Origin of the sequence: Microbacterium sp. Marseille-Q6965 (assembly GCF_946151065.1) — a bacterium.
Lineage (GTDB): Bacteria > Actinomycetota > Actinomycetes > Actinomycetales > Microbacteriaceae > Microbacterium.
In genome coordinates, this window is record NZ_CAMGZA010000002.1 from 380,454 (window position 1) to 400,359 (window position 19,906).

Here is a 19,906-nt window from a genome sequence, read left to right on the forward strand (position 1 = left end):
CATGAGCACTCCCTCCAGCGCCCCCACCCTCATCGAGCCGTCACCGGCCGCCGTCACCGTCGACGGCCGCCCCCGCTCGTACGAGGTGCGCACCTTCGGCTGCCAGATGAACGTCCACGACTCCGAGCGGCTCGCCGGCTCGCTCGAGAGCGCCGGCTACGTGCGCGCGGCGGAGGGCGAGGAGGCGGATGTCGTCATCATCAACACGTGCGCGGTGCGCGAGAACGCCGCCGGCAAGCTCTACGGCACGCTCGGTCACCTGAAGTCGCGCAAGGACAAGCACGCCGGCATGCAGATCGCCGTGGGCGGCTGCCTGGCCCAGATGGACAAGGACGCCGTGCAGCGGAAGGCGCCGTGGGTCGACGTGGTCTTCGGCACCCACAACATGGGCTCGCTGCCGCGCCTGCTCGAGCGCTCGCGCCACAACGAGGAGGCCGAGCTCGAGATCCTCGAGTCGCTCGAGACGTTCCCGTCCACGCTGCCGACCAAGCGTGACTCGGTCTACAGCGGCTGGGTGTCGATCTCGGTCGGCTGCAACAACACCTGCACGTTCTGCATCGTGCCCAGCCTGCGCGGCAAGGAAAAGGATCGCCGCCCCGGCGACATCCTCAACGAGATCCGCCTGCTCGTCGACGACGGCGCGATCGAGGTGACGCTGCTCGGTCAGAACGTCAACTCCTACGGCGTCGAGTTCGGCGACCGTCACGCCTTCGGCAAGCTGCTGCGGGCGGCGGGGGAGATCCCGGGCCTCGAGCGCATCCGCTTCACGAGCCCCCATCCGGCGGCCTTCACCGACGACGTCATCGACGCGATGGCGGAGACACCCCAGGTCATGCCGCAGCTGCACATGCCGCTGCAGTCGGGCAGCGACCGGATTCTGCGCGCCATGCGCCGCTCCTACCGCAGCGCCAAGTTCCTCGGGATCCTCGAGAAGGTGCGCGAGCGCATCCCGCATGCGGCGATCTCCACCGACATCATCGTGGGCTTCCCCGGCGAGACCGAGGAGGACTTCCAGGAGACGCTGCGCGTCGTGGAGGAGGCGCGTTTCGCGAGCGCCTTCACGTTCCAGTACTCGATCCGCGAGGGCACGCCCGCCGCGACGATGCCGGACCAGGTGCCGAAGGAGGTCGTGCAGGACCGCTACGACCGCCTCATCGCCCTGCAACAGCGCATCACGCTGGAGGAGAACGAGAAGCAGCTCGGCCGCGAGCTCGAGGTGCTGGTCTCGACGGGCGAGGGGAAGAAGGACGCCGCCACGCATCGTCTCACCGGGCGTGCGGAGGACAACCGGCTCGTGCACTTCGAGGTGCCCGACGGGTCGGAGCTGCCGCGACCGGGCGACGTCGTGACCGTGACGGTCACGCACGCAGCGCCGTCTCACTTGCTCGCCGACGCGCCCGACGGCGCACCGCTGCGCATCCGCCGCACACGCGCCGGCGACGCGTGGGATCGGTCGCAGGCGGAGTCGTGCGCCGTGCCGGCCACCGCCGGCCACGGTGGCGGGGCGCCCGCAGGGCCCGTCAAGCTCGGTCTGCCGACGCTGCGCGTCGGCGTCTGAGGAGCATGACGGCGCCGGCCGCCGAGGGCGAGCGCGACGGCGGACGGGCCGAAGGGCGACGGCACGCGGACGCGCCGGCCGGCCCGCGGCTGTGGGCCGTCATCGGGGCGACTGGCACCGGCAAGAGCGAGCTCTCCCTCGACCTCGCCGAGGTCCTCGCCCGGCGCGGACGCCCCGCGGAGGTCGTCAATGCCGATGCCATGCAGCTCTACCGGGGCATGGACATCGGCACCGCGAAGGTGCCCGTCGCCGAGCGCCGCGGCGTGCCGCACCACCTCCTCGACGTGCTCGAGGTGACCGAGGACGCGGCCGTGGCCCGCTACCAGGAGGAGGCGCGCGTCGCCATCGACGCGATCCTCGCACGGGGCCGTCACGCGATCCTCGTCGGCGGATCCGGGCTGTATGTGTCGAGCGTGCTGTTCGATTTCCGCTTCCCGCCCCGCGACGAGCGGCTGCGTGCGGAGCTGGAGGCGGAGCTGGACCGCTTCGGCCCCGGTGCGCTCTACGAGCGGCTACGCGCCGCCGACCCCGCCACGGCGGAGCGTGTCGACCCGCACAACGGCCGCCGGATCGTGCGGGCGCTGGAGATCCTCGAACAGGGCCAGCGCACCCACGGCGCGGCACTGCCGGACGAGCCGGTGCCGTGGCGTCCCGCCGAGGTGATCGGGCTCCGGATGGACCGCGCCGCGCTCCTCGAGCGACTCGACCGCCGCGTCGAACGGATGTGGGCGGCGGGCATGCTCGAGGAGACCGCACGCCTGCGCGAGCGGGGACTGGAGCACGGAACGACGGCGCGGCGGGCGATCGGGTACGCGCAGGCCCTGGCGCAGCTGAGCGGGAGGCTGACCCAGGCCGAGGCGATCGCGCAAACCCAGGCCCTGACGCGGCGGTACGCGCGCCGTCAGGTGAGCTGGTTCCGCCGCTATGCCGCGGTGCGCTGGTACGAGGCGGGCGGTGCCGACCCCGCGCGCATCGTGGCGGCCTCGTCCTGAGCGCCGGCGGCTGCCGGCGCGCGTCGTGGCATCCGTAGACTGGCAGGATGACCGAGATCGCGTTCACCAAGGGCCACGGCACGGGCAACGACTTCGTGATCGTCGCCGACCCCGAGGGCGAGCTCGACCTCAGCGACGACCAGGTCGCCATCCTCTGCGACCGCCGCTTCGGCATCGGCGCGGACGGTCTGCTGCGCGTGGTCCGCTCCGACCGCCTCCCCGAGGGCGCCGCGGCGCTCGCCGAGGACGAGCATGCCGAGTGGTTCATGGACTACCGCAACGCCGACGGGTCGAAGGCGGAGATGTGCGGCAACGGTGTGCGGGTCTTCGCGAAGTACCTGCTCGACGCCGGACTGGCCACCCTCGCGCCCGGTTCGACCTTGCCGATCGGCACCCGCGCCGGCGTGCGCGACGTCACGCGCAGCGAGACCGGCTTCCAGGTGGACCTCGGCCGCTGGCGTGCCGAGTCGGGCGAGCCGACGGTGCGCGCCCGCGGGATCGATGTCGCGCGCCCCGGCCTCGGCATCGACCTCGGCAATCCGCACATCGTCGTCGCGCTGGCCTCCGAGGAGGAGCTGGAGGCGCTCGACCTGTCGGCGCGACCGATCGTCGAGCCTGCCCCCGAGCGCGGCGCGAACATCGAGTTCGTCGTGCCGCAGGAGCCCCTCGTCAAGGACGGGATCGGGCGCGTGCGCATGCGCGTATTCGAGCGTGGTGTGGGGGAGACCCTCAGCTGTGGCACCGGAGTGGCCGCCACGGCGCTGGCCGTGCGCGAGTGGGCGGGACCGACGGCCCCCAGCCACTGGCGGGTCGAGGTACCCGGAGGCACGCTCGCGGTGCGCATGTTCCCCGCGGAGGACGGCGAGCACGTCGCCCTGTCGGGGCCCGCCACCCTCGTGTACACCGGCACGGTCGCTCTCGCCTGAGCGCCGCGGCGCGCACCGCCGGCGTCAGACCCCGAGGGTGGTCACCGGCGCTGTCGGCGGGTTGCCGTGCCGGCGCACCTTGAGCACCCGATAGCCCTTGGCGGTGGCGGTGCGATGCACGCTGAAGCCGTCGTCGAAGGTGGCGGTCAGCCAGCGCTGCAGGGAGTCTGAGCCGAGGTCGCGCTTGACGACCAGGTAGGCATCGCTGCGCTCGGCAAGGCGAGGGATCCACGTCTCCATCAGCTCGTGCAGCACAGATTTGCCCACACGGATGGGCGGGTTGGAGCGGATCGTGCGGAACACGACGTCCTCGGGAACATCCGCGGGCGCGACGGCGTTGATGTTCTCGAGGCCGAGCTCCTCGGCGTTGCGCCGCACGAGGTCGAGGGCACGCTCGTTCACGTCCACGGCCCAGACGCGGGCGCGCGGCGACAGCGCCGCAAGCGTCAGCGAGATGGGCCCCCATCCGCACCCCAGGTCCAAGAAGTCGCCGCCCGCGGGCGGCTCCGGGGTGCTGTCGAGGAGGACCTTGGTGCCGACGTCGAGACGTTCGGGGCTGAAGACGCCTGCCGCGGTCGTCACCTCGACCTCACGGCCGGCGAGGGGGATGCGGATGCGCCGAAGCTTCTCGGCGCTGGCGGGAGCCTCGCTGAAGTAGTGATCTCCCATAGGCGGCCAGCGTACCGGAGACGGCCGGCCGCCGTAACACGCAGATCTCTCGAACGACACCCCTGCCGCGATCGCGGCGGATCACCTAAGCTGAAGGGCTTGCAGTGCACGAAGACAGGGAGCACATGACGGAACCCACCTCATCCGAGCCGGACACCACCTCGCCCCGCGACGACGCGTCCGAGGTTTCGGCCGATCCGATCGAGCGCGTGCTCGCACGCGTGGACGCGCGCTCGGGAGTGCGCGTCTTCGGCGCCGCCCAGGCGCTGCAGGACGACGCGACCGCGTACGGATCGGACGACGGCGAGCAGTGGGATCGCGAGGAGCGCCACGCGCTGCGCCGCGTGCCCGGTCTGTCGACGGAGCTCGAGGACGTCACCGAGGTCGAGTATCGGCAGCTGCGGCTGGAGAACGTCGTGCTCGTGGGCGTCTACTCGCAGGGCTCGCTCGTCGACGCCGAGAACTCGCTGCGCGAGCTGGCGGCGCTCGCCGAGACGGCCGGCGCGGTCGTGCTCGACGGTGTGCTGCAGCGACGCCCGCATCCCGACCCGGCCACGTACCTGGGGCGCGGCAAGGCCGAGGAGCTGAAGGACCTCGTCGCCGCGGTCGGCGCCGACACGGTCATCGCCGACACCGAGCTCGCGTCCTCCCAGCGGCGCGCGCTCGAGGACGTCGTCAAGGTGAAGGTGATCGACCGCACCGCCGTGATCCTCGACATCTTCGCCCAGCACGCCAAGACGCGCGAGGGCAAGGCCCAGGTCGAGCTCGCGCAGCTCGAGTACCTGCTGCCGCGCCTGCGCGGTTGGGGTGAGTCGATGAGCCGCCAGGCCGGTGGTCAGGTCGGCGCCGGCGGGGCCGGCATGGGCTCGCGTGGACCCGGTGAGACGAAGATCGAGCTGGACCGGCGCCGCATCCGCACCCGCATGGCGCAGCTGCGCCGCCAGATCCGCGACTTCGCGCCGGCCCGCGACGCCAAGCGCTCGGAGCGCAAGCGCAACACGATCCCGTCCGTCGCGATCGCCGGCTACACGAACGCGGGCAAGTCGAGTCTGCTGAACCGTCTCACGAGCGCCGGCGTGCTCGTCGAGAACGCGTTGTTCGCCACGCTCGATGCCACCGTGCGTCGCGCCGAGACGAGCGACGGCCGTGTGTACACGCTCGCCGACACGGTCGGCTTCGTCCGCAACCTGCCCCATCAGCTCGTCGAGGCGTTCCGGTCCACGCTGGAGGAGGTCGCCGATGCCGACGTGCTGCTGCACGTCGTCGACGCGCACCACCCCGATCCGGCGGGGCAGATCGCGACGGTGCGCGATGTGATGGGCGAGGTCGGCGCCCGCGAGGTGCCCGAGATCGTCGTGTTCAACAAGGCGGATCTTGTCGACGACGACACCCGGCTCGTGTTGCACGGCCTCGAGCCGAAGGCGGTCTTCGTCTCGTCCCGCACGGGCGAGGGCATCGACGAGCTGCGTCGGGTCGTCGAGGAGGCGCTGCCGCTCCCGGAGGTCGAGCTGCGCGCCGTCGTGCCGTACAGCCGAGGCGAGCTGGTGTCGGCGATCCACGAGACGGGTCACCTCATCGAGCGGCGGCACGAGTCCGAGGGGACCTTCGTGCACGCCCGCGTGGGGGCGCGCCTGGCCGCGGAGCTCGAGCCCTACACGCTCTGAGGGGGCGTACCCGGCGACGAGGCTCCGGCATCCGACGGAACGGAGCGGGCGCTACTCGAGCGGCAGGGGCGGAACGTCCGGCGTCGGGAAGCCCAGCACCTCGCCGAGGAACGCCAGCTCCGCCTCGAAGGCGCGCTGCAGCGTATCGGCACGGCGGAACCCGTGCGACTCGCCCTCGAAGAGGATGTAGGCGTGCGGCACGCCGTTCGCCGCGAGCGCGTCGCGCAGTGACTCGGACTGGCTCGGCGGCACCACGGGGTCGTCGGCGCCCTGCAGGATGAGCAAGGGGGTGCGCAGCGTCTCCGGGCGCGACAGGGGGGACCGTGCCACGTACACCGGCTCCGCGTCGGGCAGCGGACCCACGAGGCCGTCGAGGTAGCGCGCCTCGAAGTCGTGAGTGTCGGCGACGAGGCGGCGCAGGTCGGCGACGCCGTAGCGGGTGATGCCCGCGGCGAAGGTGTCGGTGTCGGCAACCGCGCACAGCACGGTCCACCCGCCCGCCGAGCCGCCCTTGATCGCGATCCGATCGGGGTCCGCCAGCCCCGCCTCGGCCAGCCCGCGCGCCGCGGCGGCCGTGTCGTGCACGTCGACGACACCCCACCCGCCCCGCAGCCGCTCGCGGTAGGCGCGACCGTACCCGGTGGATCCGCCGTAGTTCACGTCGAGCACGCCGATGCCCCGGCTCGTGAAGTACGCCACGACGATCGACAGCGTGCCGGCGACGTGGGTCGTGGGTCCGCCGTGCACGAGGACGAGGTACGGCGGCAGCTCGCCCTCCGGGGCGGCGAACTCGGGGTTCGTCGGCGGGTAGACGAACGCGTGCACGGGCCCGTTCGGCCCCGGGCAGGTGATGGCCCTGGACTCGGGAAGCCACGCGGGGTCGAGATCGCCGACCGGCACGCCGCCGCGCACGGGCTCGATGGTGTGCGCGTCCACGTCGAGCAGCCAGAGCCCGCCCGGCACGCGCGCGCCGGCGCCCGTCAGCAGCACCCGAGCGCCGCGTGCGTCGCGCACCAGCACGCCGCCCGACAGTGGTGTGTCCAGGGCGTCCTCGGCGCCGCAGGTCGGGTCGATCACGACGAGCTGGTCCGAGCCGTTGGTCTGCACCGCGATGATGCGTCCGTCGCTCAGCGGCGCGTACCAGCGTGCGCCGAGGTTCCACAGCGGTCCGCCCGTGTCCGCGTCGGCCGTCATGATGGGCTCGGGCCCGGCGGCCGAGAGCCCGTCGAACCGCGCCCAGTGCAGGTTCCAGCGGGCGTCTTGCCCGGCCCGCGGGATGTCGGCGAGGAACATCAGCTCGTCGTCGCCGGTCCACTCCGGCTGCAGCGCCGCAACGGCCTCGGCGTCGTGCCGACCACCGGCGACCACGACATGCTCGGCAACGCGGCCCGCCTCGTCGAGGCGGCCGACGCGCAGCTCCGCCGCGTCCCAGGGCATGTCGGGATGGTTCCACGCGATCCAGGCGAGGCGCCCGCCGCGGACGGCGGGGTAGGCGAGGAAGTCGCTGCCGGCGACGACGCTGACCAGCGCGGAGGCGTCGCGTGCCGCCGATCCGTCGAGCGGGATGCGCACGATGTCGCGGGCGGGTACGGGGGCGCCCGCGTGGGTCTCGCGCACCGCCCACAATGCGCCGTCCGCGAGCGTGAGATCGCCGAAGCTCATGCCCCCGTCGGCGGGGGTGAGGGGTGCCGGCTCCGAACCGGGCGTGAACCGGTACACGCGCTGGTCCGTGTGCTCGACGAAGTACGCCGTGCCGTCGTCGTCGGCCGTCCACGCGCCGCCGCCGTACTCATGCACACGCGAGCGCACGCTCCAGGGGGTCGGCAGCAGCACCTCGGGCGCGTGGCCCGCCACGCCCCGCATCAGCGCGGTGCGCCCGCGCTCGGCAGGCAGGCCCTCGCTCCACCACACGTCGTCGCCGACGAACCGGGCGCCGTCGAGCCGGAGCGATCCGCCCGCCACATCCGCCGCCGAGATCGGGGATCGCCATGATCCGTAGGGCGCGATCGTGCGGGTGGGGGCGGTCGCGTCTGAGGCCATGCCTCCCACCGTAGGCGAGACGGCGCGGGGACGCAGGACGCCCGCGGCACGGGATCAGACGGCGCGCAGCACCGCGACGACCTTGCCCAGCACGGTCGCCTCGTCGCCGAGGATCGGCTCGAAGGCCGAGTTGCGGGGCAGCAACCACGTGTGCCCGTCGCGCTGACGGAACGCCTTCACCGTCGCCTCGCCATCGAGCATGGCGGCCACGATGTCGCCGTTGTCCGCGGTGTTCTGCGCGCGCACGACGACCCAGTCGCCGTCGCAGATCGCCGCGTCGATCATCGAGTCGCCGTTCACCTTCAGCATGAACAGCTCGCCCTTGCCCACCAGTTGGCGGGGGAGCGGGAAGATCTCCTCCACCTGCTGCTCCGCCGTGATCGGCACGCCTGCGGCGATCCGCCCGACCAGCGGCACCATCGCCGCGTCTCCGACCGCGGGTGCCGTGTCGGCGGGGTTCTCGCCGGACAGGCCGGGAAGGTCGATGAGCACCTCCATGGCGCGCGTCTTGCCCGGGTCGCGGCGCAGGTAGCCGCTCAACTCCAGCTGGCCGAGCTGGTGCGTCACGCTGGAGAGCGACTTCAGGCCCACCGCGTCGCCGATCTCTCGCATGCTCGGCGGGTAGCCGTGGCGCTGGATCGAACGCTGGATGACCTCGAGGATGGCCATCTGCTTCTCGCTGAGGTTGCGGCGGCGGCGCGTGCGGGGCTTGTCGTCGGTGCCGGCGATGTCGGCCGCGGCGTCGCTCATTCGTGCTCCTCGTTCCGATGTCGGAGGTCCATGGTTACGTGACCCTCGACCTCGACGGTAGCGGATTCGTCCGGGTCTTCGGGAGATTTGTTCGAGCGTGTCCACCCCGATCCGATGTCGGAGGTCGGAGATAGCGTTGACATGTACGAACACTCGAACGTATATTCGGTACAGAGCTTCGCATCCGTCCTCCCGGCCGAGCGTCGGATGCGAAGCCCCCAGACAGAAGGAGCACGACATGAGCACCGCGATCCTCACGGCAGCGACGGCGCCCTCCGCGCCCCGTACGCGACTGCGCCTCACGACGCGCGGTCGGCGCGTGCTCGCGGCCCTCGCGGCCGCTCCGGTCGTCGCGGGCCTTGCGGCGGCCGTGCTGGGCGGCGGTGCCGCGCTCGCCTCCGGCGAGCGGGGAGCCGACGCCTCGGCGTTCGAGCTCATCACGGTCACGGCGGGCGATTCGCTGTGGAGCATCGCGCAGGAGGTCGCGCCCGCTCAGGACCCGCGCGATGTCGTGTACGAGCTGAAGCGCCTCAACAACCTCGCGAACGGCCTCGTGAGCCCGGGGCAGCAGATCGCCGTCCCCGCGTCCTACGTCAACTGAGGCGACGCGCGGCGCTGCCGCTGCTCGGCTCGCCCGAGGAGCGGGAGCGGACACTCGGGCCGCGAGGATCCGGACCGCTCTAACATTGATGCCGTGACTTCAGACCCGGCGAATACCTCGATCGCTCCGGCGATCACCCTCGACGACCTGCCGCTTCGCGACGATCTGCGCGGTCAGACCCCGTACGGGGCGCCGCAGATGGCGGTTCCGGTCGCGCTGAACGTCAACGAGAACACCCATCCGGTGCCCGACGAGGTCGCCGATGACATCGCCGACGCCGTGTCGCGCGCGCTCCGCGAGGTGAACCGCTACCCGGACCGCGAGTTCACCGAGCTGCGCGAGGGATTCGCCGCCTACCTCGGCCACGGCCTCGTGGCCGAGCAGATCTGGGCGGCCAACGGCTCGAACGAGGTGCTGCAGCACGTGCTGCAGGCCTTCGCGGGTCCCGGGCGAACCGCCTTCGGCTTCGCGCCCACCTACTCGATGTACCGCCTGCTCGCCCGGGGGGTCGGCTCCGCCTGGCTCACGGGGACCCCCGGCCCGGGGTTCGAGCTCGACCCCGAGGATGCGGCGCGGCAGGTCGCCGAGGCGCGCCCCGACATCGTCTTCCTGTGCGCCCCGAACAACCCCACGGGAACGCCGCTGTCGCTCGATGTCGTCGAGGCGGTGTACGAGGCGACGGACGGCATCGTGATCGTCGATGAGGCCTACCGCGAGTTCGCGCCGCGCGATGAGCCGTCGGCGCTGACCCTCCTCGACGGCCGCCCGCGCCTGGCCGTCTCGCGCACGATGAGCAAGGCGTTCGCGTTCGCGGGGGCGCGTGTCGGGTACCTCGCGGCCGACCCGGCGTTCGTCGACGCGTTGCGCCTGGTGCGCTTGCCTTACCACCTCTCCGCGCTCACGCAGGCCGCGGCCTCGGCCGCCCTGCGCCACGCCGACACGATGCTGCGCACCGTCGACGAGATCGTCGAGCAGCGCGACCGTATGTCGGCGACCCTCGAGGCACTCGGCTACTCCGTCTACCGCTCCTGGTCGAACTTCGTGCTGTTCGGCGGCGTGACCGACCCGTCGCGCACGTGGGCGGCGCTGCGCGACCGCGGCATCCTCGTTCGCGACGTCGGCATTCCGGGGCATCTGCGCGTCACGGCGGGCACCGAGGAGGAGACCACGGCGTTCCTCGAGGCGCTGGCGGAGATCGGCAACTGAGCCGGGGTGCGCGGCCCCGCAATAGACTGGAGGGCATGACCGCAGCCCGCACCGCCCGCCGCAGCCGCTCGACGAGCGAGTCGTCCGTCGAGCTCGAGCTGGACCTCGACGGTACCGGCGCGAGCAGCATCGACACGACGGTGCCGTTCTTCGACCACCTGCTCACGGCGTTCGCGAAGCACTCGCTGACGGACCTCACGGTGAAGGCGAGCGGTGACACGCACATCGACGCGCACCACACCGTGGAGGACGTCGCGATCGTGCTGGGTCAGGCCATCCGCGAGGCCCTCGGCGACAAGTCGGGCATCTCGCGCTACGGAGACGCCCTCGTCCCCCTCGACGAAGCACTGGCGCAGGCCGTGGTCGACGTCTCGGGTCGGCCGTACCTCGTGCACACCGGCGAGCCCGCCGGTTACGAGCACCACCTCATCGGCGGTCACTTCACCGGCTCGCTCGTGCGCCACGTGTTCGAGGCGATCGCGTTCAACGCCGCTCTCACCGTGCACGTGCGGGTGCTGGACGGGCGCGACCCCCACCACATCGCCGAGGCGGAGTTCAAGGCATTTGCCCGCGCGTTCCGTCAGGCCAAGGCCCTCGACCCGCTGGTGAGCGGCATCCCGTCCACGAAGGGCGCGTTGTGAGCGAGGAGCTGATCGGCGACGGTGATCGGCCGCTCGTTGCCGTCCTGGACTACGGCTCCGGCAACGTCCACTCCGCCGTCAAGGCGCTGGAGGCGGCCGGTGCCGACGTCCGCCTGACGAACGACCGCGGGCTCGTGCTGGAGGCCGACGGCCTGCTCGTTCCCGGCGTGGGCGCGTTCCGTGCCGTCATGGAGCAGCTCACGGCCATCCGCGGTGGCGAGTTGATCGACCGCCGTCTGGCGGGCGGGCGGCCCGTCATGGGCATCTGCGTCGGGATGCAGGTGCTGTTCGAGCGCGGCATCGAGCGCGGGGTCGACACCGAGGGCCTGGGGGAGTGGCCGGGCGTGGTCGCCGAGCTCGACGCCCCCGTGGTCCCGCACATGGGATGGAACACCGTCGAGGCGCCCGAGAGCTCGGTGCTCTTCCGCGGCATCCGCGACGAGCGCTTCTACTTCGTCCACTCGTACGCCGCCCAGGAGTGGACGCTCGGGGTGCAGCCGCCCTTCCCCGAGCCGGCCGTCACCTGGGCCGCCCACGGGGGACGCTTCATCGCGGCCGTCGAGAACGGGCCGCTGTCGGCCACCCAGTTCCACCCCGAGAAGTCGGGCGAGGCGGGCATCCGCCTGCTGGCGAACTGGGTCGGATCGCTGCGCCGCTGATCCGTCGGGGCACCCGCGCTCCGCGCCATCCTGCACATCTCCCGCCGGAGTTTCCGCTCGATTGGATCGACGGGCCCGGCGCGCGTAATCTCAGACATCGTGCGTTCCGGCGGTAACGTCCCGCCCGCACAGGGAGCTATGAACGATTTCGCGTCCACCCCTGGACTCATCCTGCTTCCCGCCGTCGACGTGGCGGGTGGGAAGGCCGTCCGCCTCACGCAGGGCGAGGCGGGCACCGAGACGAGCTACGGTGACCCCGTCGAGGCCGCCGAGCAGTGGGCGTCGCAGGGCGCCGAGTGGATCCACCTCGTCGACCTCGACGCCGCGTTCGGGCGCGGCAGCAACACGTCGGTGCTGCGCAAGGTGCTCAAGCACGTCAAGGGCGTGAACATCGAGCTGTCGGGTGGCATCCGTGATGACGCCTCGCTGGAGGCCGCGCTCGAGAGCGGAGCACACCGCATCAACCTCGGCACGGCGGCGCTCGAGAACCCCGAATGGACCGCCTCCATCATCGGCCGTTACGGTGAGGCCGTCGCGGTCGGGCTCGACGTGCGCGGCACGACGCTCGCCGCCCGCGGCTGGACCCAGGAGGGCGGTGACCTCTGGGAGGTGCTCGACCGCCTGGAGGACGCCGGGTGCGCGCGCTACGTGGTCACCGACGTGACGAAGGACGGCACGCTCAAGGGGCCCAACCTCGAACTGCTGCGTCAGGTCGCCTCGCGCACGGACAAGCCCGTCATCGCGTCGGGCGGCGTCTCGAGCCTCGACGACATCGCGGCCCTGCGCAGCCTCGTTCCCGAGGGCGTCGAGGGCGCGATCGTGGGCAAGGCGCTCTACGCCGGCGCGTTCACCCTCGCCGAGGCGCTCGACATCGCGTCCGACTGAGATCGTGCACGAGAACGAGCGGCGGGAGGACGGATCGCACGATCCGTCGCTCGCCGACTCCGCCGGCGTGCCGTGGGAGGGTCGCGAGTTCCGCCCCAATCCGGCGGCGGGCGACGACGGATCGGCGGACCCGCGACTGTGGGAGGCCCTGACCCGCTTCAGGGACGGCTCGGGCGATCCCGTCGCCGTCGTCGATGCGCTGCGGCAGGCGCGCGTGCTCGTGCCGCTCGTGGCCGAGAAGGGGGACGAGGGCGTCGGGCCGCACGGTCTGGCGGTCGACAAGACCCAGGAGCTGTCGATCGTGACGGTCGCCGCCCCCGACGGCCGCAGCGTGCAGCCGGTGTTCTCCAGCGTCGACACGATGCGGCGCTGGGATGCGAAGGCGCGGCCCATCCCCGTTGCAGGCACGCGCGCCGCGCTCGCGGCGGCGGGGGAGCAGACCGACCTCGTCGTGATCGACCCCGCCAGCGACACGGAGTTCGTCGTGCGCCGCCCGGCGGTGTGGGCGATCGCCCAGTCGCAGCCGTGGGAGCCCGCCTGGACGAGCCCGGAGGTCTACCGCGGCCTGCAGGAGTCGATCGGCCAGGAGCTGGCCGTGCTGGATCTCGCCGTCGAGCCGGGCGACCCGGGCGCGCGCCTGCGGGGGCCCGAACTGATCGTGCGCCTCACGCTGGTCGACGGGCTGGAGCGCAGCGCGCTCGACGCCGTGCTGCAGCGGCTCGCCCGGCGCTGGGCGGCCGACGACCGCATCGCGGTGCTCGTCGACAGCCTGCAGGTCAAGCTCGCCCGCGGCTGACGGCCGCCGCCGTCGCGGTCGTCAGCCGCCGTCGCGTCCGTCAGATGACGGGACCCGTGAACTTCTCGCCCGGGCCCTTGCCCGGGGCGTCGGGAATGACGGAGATCTCACGGAAGCGCAGCTGCAGCGATCGCAGCCCGTCGCGGATGGGACGGGCGTGCGAGTCGCTGATCTCCGGCGCGGCGGCGGTGACGAGGCCGGCGAGCGAGTTGATGAGCTTGCGAGCCTCGTCGAGGTCGGTCAGGTCTTCCGCGCTCTCCTCCTCGCCGAGCCCGAGCTTGACGGCCGCGGCGCTCATCAGGTGAATGCAGGCCGACGCGATCACCTCGACGGCCGGCACATCGGCGATGTCGCGGGCGGCCCCCGCGGCCTCCGCGGCGCGCTCCTGTTCCTCCCACCGTGCGTGGCGATCGGCGTCGAAAGAGTGGCTGTGGGAGGACGGCATGGTGCTCATCGGGGCTTTCTGGTAGTCTTGGGGCGGCTCCGGAATGTATTCCGGACGAAAGAGGATTCACATCCCACCCGCGCTTGCCGTCCTAGGCTACCGGGTCACACTCCGCCCGCGATCAGCGGGTCGTCATCCAGAGATCGGGTAACAGCGAGATCCGGATGTTCGGGTGAGCCGACGTCAGTCGTCGTGCACGGGTGGATGCTGAGTTTCTCTCCCGCCCGTGTCGTGAACGTCGCGCCACGGTGGCCGCAGCCATCGCACCCAAGGAGTTCCGCATCAGCGATCCCCGCACCAACGAGCGCATCCGCGTTCCGGAGGTCCGACTCGTCGGACCGAACGGCGAGCAGATCGGCGTCGTCCGCATCGAAGCCGCCCTGCGCCTGGCTCAGGAGGCAGACCTCGACCTGGTCGAGGTGGCCCCCAACTCGAAGCCGCCCGTGGTCAAGATCATGGACTACGGCAAGTTCAAGTACGAGGCCGCGCAGAAGGCCAAGGAGGCTCGCCGCAACCAGGCGAACACGGTCCTCAAGGAGGTCCGCTTCCGCCTCAAGATCGATCAGCACGACTACGAGACCAAGCGCAAGCGCGCCGAGGGGTTCCTGCAGGCGGGCGACAAGGTCAAGGCGATGATCCTGTTCCGTGGTCGCGAGCAGTCGCGCCCCGAGATGGGCGCGAAGCTGCTGCAGAAGTTCGCGGAGGACGTGGCGGAGTTCGGATCGGTCGAGCACCGGCCCACGCTGGACGGTCGCAACATGACGATGGTGATCGCCCCGCACCGCAACAAGTCCGATGCGAAGGCCGAGCAGAACGCGGCGCGCGCGGCCAACCGCGAGGCGGCCCGCGCCGCGAAGGCCGGCGGCTCCGAGCAGGCCGAGCAGGCCGCGGCCGAGTAAGCCCCACCGACTTCCCGCCCCGGCGGGCAGCACTGAACGTCGCCCGCAGGGCGCCAACGTAAGGAAGAGAAGATGCCGAAGCAGAAGACCCACTCGGGCAGCAAGAAGCGCTTCAAGATCACCGGCAGCGGCAAGATCAAGAAGCAGCAGGCCAACATGCGCCACAACCTCGAGCACAAGTCGAGCCGTCGCACCCGCCGCCTGAACCAGGACCAGGTCATCTCGGGCAACGACCTCAAGGTCGTCAAGAAGCTCCTCGGTCGCTGAGACGACGCGAGATCACGTTAGGAATCTGAAGAATGGCTAGAGTCAAGCGGGCCGTCAACGCCCAGAAGAAGCGTCGCGTCATCCTCGAGCGCGCCTCGGGTTACCGTGGCCAGCGTTCGCGCCTGTACCGCAAGGCGAAGGAGCAGGTCACCCACTCGCTCGTCTACGCGTACCGCGACCGCCGCAAGAAGAAGGGCGACTTCCGTCGCCTCTGGATCCAGCGGATCAACGCCGCCGCGCGTCAGAACGGCATCACCTACAACCGCTTCATCCAGGGCCTGGCCCTGGCGGGCGTCGAGGTCGACCGCCGCATGCTGGCCGAGCTGGCCGTGAACGAGCCCGCCGCCTTCACCTCGCTCGTCGAGACCGCCAAGAAGGCGCTCCCGGCCGACGTGAACGCGCCGAAGGCCGCGTAAGCAGCATCACCTCGCGAAGGCGGGGCGTCCCCACGGGGCGCCCCGCCTTCGTCGTCTCCGTGTGACTCCGGGGCGCGGGCGCGGGACGGCCGCGCGCCGCCCGAGCGGGCGGCGGTGCCCTGCGTAGGCTGGGGACGTGCTCGAGAATCCCCGTTCGCCGCGCGTGCGCGCCGTCGCCAAGCTCGCCAAGCGCAACGCCCGCGAGGAGACGGGGCTGTTCCTGCTCGAGGGGCCGCAGCCGGTGCGCGAGGCGCTGGAGTACCGCCCCGACGCCATCGTCGATCTCTTCGCGACCCCCTCGGCGCTGGAACGACACGGCGACATCCGCACGCTCCTCACCGACGCCGCGGTCGAGGTCGACTTCGTGACCGAGGCGGTGCTGGCGGCGATGGCCGACACCGTGACGCCGCAGGGACTGCTTGCGGTCGCTCGTCAGTCGCCCACCTCGATTCGCGAGGTCTTCGACGGGTCACCGCGCCTCGTCGCGATCTGCGAGGAGGTGCGCGATCCGGGCAACCTCGGCACCATCATCCGCGCGGCGGACGCCGCCGGCGCGGACGCGGTCGTGCTGACGGGCCGCACCGTCGATCCCCACAACCCGAAGGTGGTCCGCTCCACCACCGGATCGTTGTTCCACCTGCCCTACGCGGTCGGCGCCTCCCTGCCCGACGCGGTCGAGCGCGCGCACGCGGCCGGCATGACGGTCATCGCGGCCGACGTGAAGGGCGACGATCTGCTCGTCGCCCGCGCGGAGGGTGCGCTGACCGGCCCCACCGCGTGGGTGTTCGGCAACGAGGCGCGCGGTCTCGACGACGATGGGCTGGCCCTCGCCGACCGTGCGCTGCGTCTGCCGATCTTCGGGCGCGCGGAATCGCTGAACCTCGCCACGGCCGCGAGCGTGTGCCTCTACGAGAGCGCCTTCGCGCAGCGCACCTGAACCACCGTGTCGCGCAGGCCTGCGCGACCGCGGCACGCCCGGGATCCCGCTGTTGTTACGTCTCGGTAAAGCGGGTACCCCCGATTGGTCGTTGCCTCGTCGTGGCTCTAGTGTGATTCGCATGGCTGAGCCCCTTGTCGTCGTGGAGAACGTGCAGAAGCACTATGGCGACTTCCACGCACTGAAGAACATCAACCTCACCGTCGATGCGGGCGAGGTCGTCGTGGTGATCGGCCCGTCGGGGTCCGGCAAGTCGACGCTGTGCCGCACGATCAACCGGCTCGAGACGATCACGAGCGGTTCGATCCGCATCGACGGGGCGGAACTGCCCAAGGAGGGCAAGGCGCTCGCGAAGCTGCGGGCCGAGGTCGGGATGGTCTTCCAGTCCTTCAACCTCTTCGCCCACCTGACGATCCTCGAGAACGTCACCCTCGGGCCGATCAAGGTGCGCGGGCTCAGCAAGGCCGACGCCGAGAAGGAGGCGCGCCGCCTGCTGGATCGCGTCGGCGTGGGTCACCAGGCCGACAAGCTCCCGGCCCAGCTCTCCGGCGGTCAGCAGCAGCGCGTCGCGATCGCGCGAGCTCTCGCCATGCAGCCCAAGGTCATGCTCTTCGACGAGCCCACCAGCGCGCTCGACCCCGAGATGATCAATGAGGTGCTCGACGTCATGGTCACCCTCGCTAAGGAGGGCATGACGATGATCGTCGTGACCCACGAGATGGGCTTCGCCCGCAAGGCCGCCGACCGCGTCGTGTTCATGGCCGACGGAGAGATCGTCGAGCAGGCCAGGCCCGACGAGTTCTTCACCAACCCGCAGTCGGGGCGCGCCAAGGACTTCCTCTCGAAGCTCATCACTCACTGAGACGAGACTCCCACCCGGTTCCGCAACACAGCAGCGGAGCCTTCCCAACCAGGAGGAATCATGCGAAAGATCCGCAATCTCGCGGCGGTCGGCATCGCGGCCACCGCGCTGCTGGCCCTGACGGCCTGCAACAGCGGCACCCCCGGCGGCGGCAGCGGCAACGACGGCGGCGACTCGGGCGATGCGGCTTCGGAGAAGCCCTACGAGGTCGCCAGCGACGTCACGCTCGAGGGCAGCCCGACGTACGACCGGATGGTCGAGGCGGGCGAGGTCCGCATCGGTGTCAAGGAGGACCAGCCCGGACTCGGCTACCTCGACGCCACGACCGGTGAGCGCACCGGCTTCGACGTCGAGATCGCGCGCTGGATGGCCGCCGAGCTCGGCTTCGGCGAGGACCAGATCGAGTGGCAGGCGATTCCGTCGGCCAACCGTGAGCAGGCCATCGTCAACGGCGACATCGACTTCTACGTCGGCACCTACTCGATCACGGACGCGCGCAAGGAGCAGATCGACTTCGCGGGTCCGTACTTCGTGACCGGGCAGGGCCTGCTCGTCGCGGCCGACAGCGAGATCGAGTCGGACGCCGACCTCACCAGCGATGTCACGGTCTGCTCCGCGACCGGCTCCACGCCGATCCAGAACATCCGCGACAACTACGAGGCGCAGACCGAGGAGTTCGACACGTACACGCAGTGCGTGGACGCGCTGCTCAACGGCACTGTCGATGCCGTCACCACCGACGAGCTCATCCTGATCGGCTACGCCGCGGCCTACCCGGAGGAGCTGAAGATCGTCGGCGAGCCCTTCTCGGTCGAGAACTACGGCATCGGCCTGCCCAAGGGCGACGACGCGCTGCGCGACTTCATGAACACCGTGCTCGAGGAGAACCCCGACACCTGGTCGGCGATCTTCGACATGGAGCTGGGCGACGCGGGCGTGACGCCCGAGCAGCCCGAGGTCGACCGGTACTGATCGACCGACGTCATTCACACCATCCGCGGTGGCCGGTCCTCAGGGGCCGGCCACCGCGGACGACATCCAGGAGAGGCGGGACGTGGACACCCTGATCGACAACCTCGATCTGTGGCGCGATGCGCTCGGCAACACCGTGCTGTTGTTCGTCGTGAGCGGGCTCATGGCGCTCGTGTTGGGGACGATCGTGGGCGCCATGCGCGTCTCGCCCGTGCCGATCGCGCGCGCCGTCGGCACGGCCTACGTCAACCTCGTGCGGAACACCCCGCTCACCCTGATCTTCTTCTTCTTCGCGCTGGGCTTTCCCGCGCTGAACCTCGTCAACCTGAGCTACACCTCGCTCGCGATCCTCGCGCTCGGGTTCTACACCGCCACCTACGTCGCGGAGGCGCTCCGGGCCGGCATCAACACGGTCCCCGTCGGGCAGGCCGAGGCGGCCCGCGCCATCGGGCTGCCGTTCGGGCAGGTGATGACCCTCATCGTGCTGCCGCAGGCGTTCCGCTCGATCGTGCCGCCGATGATGAGCGTGTTCATCGCCCTGCTGAAGAACACCACGGTCGCCGCCGGCTTCTCGGTCGTCGAGCTCGGCTCGATGCGCGCCAACCTCTCGGAGCGCGGCGAGCCCGCGATGGTGGTCCTGCTGTGGATCGCCGGATTCTTCGTGGTGATGGTGCTGCTGCTGTCGTGGCTGCAGCGAACGCTCGAGACCCGCTGGAAGGTGATGCGATGACCTCCGTCCTGTACGACGTTCCCGGTCCCCGAGCGATTCTGCGCAACCGGGTGCTGGGCATCGTGACGGTGGTCGCGATCGTCGCGCTCTTCGCGTGGCTCATCTGGCTGTTCATCGACTCCGGCCAGTTCACGGCGCAGAAGTGGTCGGTGTTCTCCTACACCTACGTGTGGCAGAACCAGATCCTGCCCGCCCTGCTGCAGACGGTGCTCGCCTTCGTCACGGCGGGCATCGGGTCGATCGTGTTCGCCTTCGTGCTCGCGGTCGGTCGCCTCTCGGACCACGCATGGGTGCGCGTGCCGTTCACGGTGATCACCGAGATCTTCCGGGCGATCCCCGTGCTGATCATGATGATGATCCTGTACTACGGCCTGCCCTCGATCGGGGTCTCGATGTCGCCGTACGCGGCGGTCGTGATCGCCCTCATCGCCTACAACGGCTCCGTGATCGCCGAGGCGCTGCGGGCGGGCGTGCACTCGCTGCCGCGTGGCCAGAGCGAGGCGGGCTACGCCCTCGGACTGCGCAAGTCGGGTGTGATGAGCTTCATCCTCATGCCGCAGGCCGTGCGCGCGATGATGCCGGTCATCCTCGCGCAGCTCGTCGTCTGCCTGAAGGACACCGCGCTGGGCTCGATCATCACGTACGAGGAACTGCTCTACGTGGCCAAGCTCATCGGCGGCAACCTCCAGACCGGCCGGCCGTACATCCCCGCGGCGATCATCATCGGCGGCATCTACATCGGCATGTGCCTCCTGCTGTCGCTGGTGGCGCGCCTCGTCGAGAAGCGCATGGCCAAGTCGCCGCGGGTGAAGGCCGCGCAGGACGCGATCGCCCCGCGCCTGCACGAGGAATCGACCATCACGCAGGTGATCGCGCAGCAGGACGCGGAGATCCTCGGCGGTGATGCTCGCTCATCGCGCGGTTTCCGTGGCGAGGACGGCGGCAACCCGGGCGGTGCGGCCTGACCGACGCGCCACGAGACGCCCCCGCG

Annotated in this window: 22 protein-coding genes; 18 read left to right on the forward strand and 4 right to left on the reverse strand. The window is 71.0% G+C overall.

The genetic code is table 11. The features are described from left to right. The first annotated feature begins 1 nt into the window (after position 1). Genes miaB through dapF form a run of 3 tightly spaced genes read left to right on the forward strand, consistent with a single transcriptional unit; the run spans position 2 to position 3,476 of the window. A complete protein-coding gene (gene miaB / locus N8N77_RS08285; RefSeq protein ID WP_261166161.1) occupies positions 2-1,558 on the forward strand; it encodes a tRNA (N6-isopentenyl adenosine(37)-C2)-methylthiotransferase MiaB in 1,557 nt (518 codons plus the stop codon). A gap of 5 nt (positions 1,559-1,563) precedes the next feature. After that, positions 1,564-2,550: a tRNA (adenosine(37)-N6)-dimethylallyltransferase MiaA gene (gene miaA, locus N8N77_RS08290; protein WP_261166162.1), complete on the forward strand. Its 987-nt coding sequence runs from the start codon at positions 1,564-1,566 to the stop codon at positions 2,548-2,550. Positions 2,551-2,597: 47 nt separating this feature from the next. Continuing rightward, complete coding sequence (dapF, locus tag N8N77_RS08295; protein ID WP_261166164.1) at positions 2,598-3,476, forward strand: diaminopimelate epimerase; 879 nt, start codon at positions 2,598-2,600, stop codon at positions 3,474-3,476. A 24-nt stretch (positions 3,477-3,500) separates the two neighbouring features. Here dapF and N8N77_RS08300 read toward each other — a convergent pair whose 3' ends face one another. Then, positions 3,501-4,145, reverse strand: a complete 645-nt coding sequence (locus tag N8N77_RS08300) for a class I SAM-dependent methyltransferase (protein ID WP_261166165.1) — start codon at positions 4,143-4,145, stop codon at positions 3,501-3,503. 125 nt (positions 4,146-4,270) lie between these two features. On the opposite strand from N8N77_RS08300, the gene hflX reads away from it, so the two are divergent. Beyond that, positions 4,271-5,809, forward strand: coding sequence for a GTPase HflX (gene hflX, locus N8N77_RS08305; protein ID WP_261166166.1), 1,539 nt, complete (start codon positions 4,271-4,273; stop codon positions 5,807-5,809). Between the two features lie 51 nt (positions 5,810-5,860). On the opposite strand, the gene N8N77_RS08310 is transcribed toward hflX, so the two are convergent. Continuing rightward, the gene (locus N8N77_RS08310; protein WP_261166168.1) at positions 5,861-7,849 is read right to left on the reverse strand and encodes a S9 family peptidase; all 1,989 of its coding nucleotides are present in this window, start codon (positions 7,847-7,849) and stop codon (positions 5,861-5,863) included. A gap of 54 nt (positions 7,850-7,903) precedes the next feature. Then, positions 7,904-8,599 (reverse strand): transcriptional repressor LexA, encoded by a 696-nt coding sequence (gene lexA / locus N8N77_RS08315; RefSeq protein WP_261166170.1) that lies wholly within the window; start codon positions 8,597-8,599, stop codon positions 7,904-7,906. A gap of 238 nt (positions 8,600-8,837) precedes the next feature. Here lexA and N8N77_RS08320 point away from each other — a divergent pair, with 238 nt between their 5' ends. From N8N77_RS08320 to N8N77_RS08345, 6 genes are all read left to right on the forward strand, one after another. Beyond that, positions 8,838-9,200, forward strand: coding sequence for a LysM peptidoglycan-binding domain-containing protein (locus N8N77_RS08320; RefSeq protein WP_261166172.1), 363 nt, complete (start codon positions 8,838-8,840; stop codon positions 9,198-9,200). A 93-nt stretch (positions 9,201-9,293) separates the two neighbouring features. Then, positions 9,294-10,406, forward strand: a complete 1,113-nt coding sequence (locus N8N77_RS08325; RefSeq protein ID WP_261166173.1) for a histidinol-phosphate transaminase — start codon at positions 9,294-9,296, stop codon at positions 10,404-10,406. A gap of 35 nt (positions 10,407-10,441) precedes the next feature. Beyond that, positions 10,442-11,047: an imidazoleglycerol-phosphate dehydratase HisB gene (gene hisB / locus N8N77_RS08330; protein WP_261166175.1), complete on the forward strand. Its 606-nt coding sequence runs from the start codon at positions 10,442-10,444 to the stop codon at positions 11,045-11,047. Next, a complete protein-coding gene (gene hisH, locus N8N77_RS08335) occupies positions 11,044-11,706 on the forward strand; it encodes an imidazole glycerol phosphate synthase subunit HisH (protein WP_261166176.1) in 663 nt (220 codons plus the stop codon). The genes hisB and hisH overlap by 4 nt, the downstream gene beginning before the upstream one ends. A gap of 138 nt (positions 11,707-11,844) precedes the next feature. Beyond that, positions 11,845-12,591: a bifunctional 1-(5-phosphoribosyl)-5-((5-phosphoribosylamino)methylideneamino)imidazole-4-carboxamide isomerase/phosphoribosylanthranilate isomerase PriA gene (priA, locus tag N8N77_RS08340; RefSeq protein ID WP_261166178.1), complete on the forward strand. Its 747-nt coding sequence runs from the start codon at positions 11,845-11,847 to the stop codon at positions 12,589-12,591. Positions 12,592-12,595: 4 nt separating this feature from the next. Beyond that, a complete protein-coding gene (locus N8N77_RS08345; RefSeq protein WP_261166180.1) occupies positions 12,596-13,387 on the forward strand; it encodes an SseB family protein in 792 nt (263 codons plus the stop codon). 40 nt (positions 13,388-13,427) lie between these two features. Here the strand turns inward: N8N77_RS08345 and N8N77_RS08350 are convergent, their stop codons facing one another. Next, the gene (locus N8N77_RS08350; RefSeq protein WP_261166181.1) at positions 13,428-13,841 is read right to left on the reverse strand and encodes a DUF1844 domain-containing protein; all 414 of its coding nucleotides are present in this window, start codon (positions 13,839-13,841) and stop codon (positions 13,428-13,430) included. A 239-nt stretch (positions 13,842-14,080) separates the two neighbouring features. Between N8N77_RS08350 and infC the strand changes: the two genes are divergently transcribed. The 8 genes from infC to N8N77_RS08390 all read left to right on the forward strand — a co-directional run bounded on the left by infC (position 14,081) and on the right by N8N77_RS08390 (position 19,880). Beyond that, the gene (infC, locus tag N8N77_RS08355) at positions 14,081-14,731 is read left to right on the forward strand and encodes a translation initiation factor IF-3 (protein ID WP_261166182.1); all 651 of its coding nucleotides are present in this window, start codon (positions 14,081-14,083) and stop codon (positions 14,729-14,731) included. A 72-nt stretch (positions 14,732-14,803) separates the two neighbouring features. Next, a complete protein-coding gene (rpmI, locus tag N8N77_RS08360) occupies positions 14,804-14,998 on the forward strand; it encodes a 50S ribosomal protein L35 (RefSeq protein WP_259606271.1) in 195 nt (64 codons plus the stop codon). A gap of 32 nt (positions 14,999-15,030) precedes the next feature. Continuing rightward, a complete protein-coding gene (gene rplT, locus N8N77_RS08365; protein WP_261166185.1) occupies positions 15,031-15,414 on the forward strand; it encodes a 50S ribosomal protein L20 in 384 nt (127 codons plus the stop codon). 136 nt (positions 15,415-15,550) lie between these two features. After that, complete coding sequence (locus tag N8N77_RS08370; RefSeq protein WP_261166187.1) at positions 15,551-16,351, forward strand: RNA methyltransferase; 801 nt, start codon at positions 15,551-15,553, stop codon at positions 16,349-16,351. A gap of 121 nt (positions 16,352-16,472) precedes the next feature. Continuing rightward, positions 16,473-17,213 (forward strand): amino acid ABC transporter ATP-binding protein, encoded by a 741-nt coding sequence (locus N8N77_RS08375; RefSeq protein WP_261166189.1) that lies wholly within the window; start codon positions 16,473-16,475, stop codon positions 17,211-17,213. Between the two features lie 60 nt (positions 17,214-17,273). Next, entirely contained in the window at positions 17,274-18,185 is a 912-nt protein-coding gene (locus N8N77_RS08380) for a glutamate ABC transporter substrate-binding protein (RefSeq protein ID WP_261166190.1), read from the forward strand. An 82-nt stretch (positions 18,186-18,267) separates the two neighbouring features. After that, positions 18,268-18,915, forward strand: a complete 648-nt coding sequence (locus tag N8N77_RS08385) for an amino acid ABC transporter permease (RefSeq protein ID WP_261166191.1) — start codon at positions 18,268-18,270, stop codon at positions 18,913-18,915. Continuing rightward, positions 18,912-19,880 carry an amino acid ABC transporter permease gene (locus N8N77_RS08390; protein WP_261166193.1) on the forward strand — a complete coding sequence of 323 codons (969 nt, stop codon included), beginning with the start codon at positions 18,912-18,914 and terminating at the stop codon, positions 19,878-19,880. Before N8N77_RS08385 ends, N8N77_RS08390 begins: the two co-directional genes overlap by 4 nt. The last annotated feature ends 26 nt before the right edge of the window (positions 19,881-19,906 follow it).